General features: G+C 43.9%; 2 protein-coding genes. Both read right to left on the bottom strand.

Translation table 11 applies throughout. The features are described 5' to 3' along the window. On the bottom strand, nt 1-1,839 hold a 1,839-nt coding region (locus ACIR310F_RS23095; protein WP_155963912.1), incomplete at its 3' end, for an alkaline phosphatase. Nucleotides 1,840-2,129: 290 nt separating this feature from the next. After that, nucleotides 2,130-2,766: M10 family metallopeptidase C-terminal domain-containing protein (locus tag ACIR310F_RS23090; protein WP_051289736.1), on the bottom strand; the 637-nt coding region annotated here is incomplete at its 5' end.

Raw genomic sequence — 2,766 nt, 5'->3', positions numbered from 1 at the left:
ACCAGTAGCAGCAGTGAAATCAGTACCAGAAGTAGCAGTACCACCGCTGGTAGCGTAGTCAACCGTTACATTGCTAGAACTAGCTTTACTCAGAGTAACTGTAACTACAGCATTTGCATCTACACCCTCGACCACAGTGACATCGTTACCAAACTTAATTTCTGGTAAAACAGCAGCAATCATAGTCCGATAAATGTGGGTTTGATCGATTAAACCCGCAATTCCAGGAACATTAAAGCCATAGGATTCAAATCCTTGCCCGACGAAATTTGCTAACATTTCCGTACCAGCACCTTGGTAGTAAACAGGTACTGGACGGTTAGTGTGGGTTCCCCAATTGTATTTATCGGTGGTGCTAGACCCCCAGGAGTTCCCAGATTCGGCAATTGTGTCAATGTCAGTTAAGGCTTGAGCGCCTTTAGTTTGTAGTAGAGTGGGGAAGTCACTATTGAGATTTAAATAGTGGTCGTGGTCAGCAGTGACAATCAGTTGGTTATTTGCCCAACCACCATTGTTATTAATCCAGTTAATCACCGAGCCAACAGCTTTGTCAAAATCCAAGACTGTGCCAATGAGATTGTCAATGTTGTTGTCATGAGCAGACCAATCAATGTCCCCACCCTCAACCATCAACCAAAAACCATCAGGGTCTTTGCCCAAAACTTCTAAAGCCGCTTTTGTCAAGTCGTCTAAAGTGGGGTTTTGGTCGCGCTCTGTAGCAATGAACTGAGCATCTGTCTCACCAGATATCAGTGGGCGTTGGGTGTCTGGATTAAGTCCTTTAGTTGTATTGACGGTAAACATATCCAGACCTGTGGTGCTGTAGTCACCATTGGCAGAACTTACAGGTAAGTTACCGTTTTGACCACGCGCACCATACAAACCAAAAAGGCGATCGCCTTGTTCAGGATCGAGTTGAGCCGCAGTGTCAGCAAGAACTTGAGCAGCATTTGCTCCCCGCTCTAAAAAGGTGTAATCGTAGCGATTAGTGGTTGGTTTAGTGCTGAGTTCAGTATAAGTAGAGGCTTTGATGTATGTATTGTCTGGAATTGGCTCAACTCCAGGGGGGAGGGGGTTAGCAGGGAATGAGAGCGGGTGTCCACCACCTAGTAATACTGTTGGCTGATAAATGCGGAGTTCCTGTTGCAGAATATTATCTATTGCTGGGTAGTTATCGTCATACTTGTTGCGATTGTTGACGTTCGCAGCAGCAGCAGCAGGTGTGGCATGATCAATAGGCACTGATGTAACAAGACCAGTTGACTTACCTTGTTCGGCGGCTTGTGCTAAAACACCATTTAATGAGTCTTGAAATATATCAACGCCAACTGCGCCATTATAGCTTTTGACCCCAGTGTATAGTGTGGTAGCAGTATTTGCAGAGTCGGGATAGCTGTATTTAATGTACTCTTGGTCATTACCAGGAGTCCAAGGATTAACACCGCCACGGGCTGGATCGTAGCCTACAAGATTACCCTTAACACCATTGTTAGCATTTGCACCACCATTTTGGTTGATACCAGGGTTAAAAGTGGGGTCAAATTGGAAGCCAGGACGAACTGCTGGCGAACCTGTTGGGGTTGTGACTGATTGTGCTAGTAGTGCTGAGTTACCAATGTTGTAAACTCCATCGCTGCCGGCAATAGTTGTTCCATAAGTTGTTGCTAAACCATAGCCAGTTAGGGTTTGAAAATTCAGTCCTGTGCCTTGCCCTTGGGTATAAAAATCACTAAGTGTAGCCCCAGTCTTACCATTTTGAATTTGCTTGTAGATAGCAGCAGCACGAGCCATTTCCCAGCCCATACCGTCGCCAATCATAATAATAGTATTCATTGCCATAATGAATAATTTTCCTTTAATTGTTTAGAAATCTTGGTTTTAGCAATTTGAATTTCAATCTTTAAAGATTTAGTTTCCAACCAAAAACAAAGATTCTCTCAATTTATGCGAGCAAGATTATCAAATAATTTTGAAATGATTATTAAATGGTTAAAAATTCCTTAACGTAAAATAAAAAAAGTGGGAGATGATAGCGATGATAGCGAAGTAGGGGCAATCCCCCCGTGGTTGCCCTACCTAGGAATCATCCCCCACCTCAAAAATCACTGATTAAGTAAACTAATTAATCCTTAAACAAGGGAGAAATTATTAGCAGTCAGAGTGGGAGCAGTGACGAGAATAGCAAACTCACCACCAGTACCAAAGCCCGTAGCCGCGCCATTTTCGTTGTAGAAAAGACTACCACTGCTTTGGCTGTAAACAATCAGTCCGTTACTACTACCTGCCAAATCATCATCTTCAACCACAGCAAACTCGTTTGCTACACTGAATCCTTGACCGACAACACTGGTAACAGAAACGAATACAGACTTACTTAACGAGATTTGGTCATTACCAGGAGTAAAGTCTTGGATAGTATCTAGACCTTGACTAGCTACAGTGAATGCAGCATTCCCTGCAAAACCAAAGACATCATTACCAGCACCACCGATCAGAGTATCATTACCAGCGCCACCAACTAGAGTATCATTACCAGCACCACCGGTCAGAGCATCATTACCAGCGCCACCAACCAAGCCGTTATCTAGGTCATTACCGATAATTCTATCTGCTCCAGCACCGGCAATCACGTTTTCAATGGCATTGGCGACAGTTAATGTCAGTTTTGAACCATTAGCAACCAGGGTTTGAGTAGTAGTAATGCCTAGATTTAGGCGGATTGCTGCCGTTGTACCCGTGAAGTCAATAGTATCTTGACCACCACCC

This window comes from Dolichospermum circinale AWQC310F (assembly GCF_000426925.1).
Taxonomy (GTDB): Bacteria; Cyanobacteriota; Cyanobacteriia; order Cyanobacteriales; family Nostocaceae; genus Dolichospermum; species Dolichospermum circinale.
Note: the sequence above shows the minus strand (reverse complement) of the source record. Positions and strands in the feature narration are given on the sequence as shown.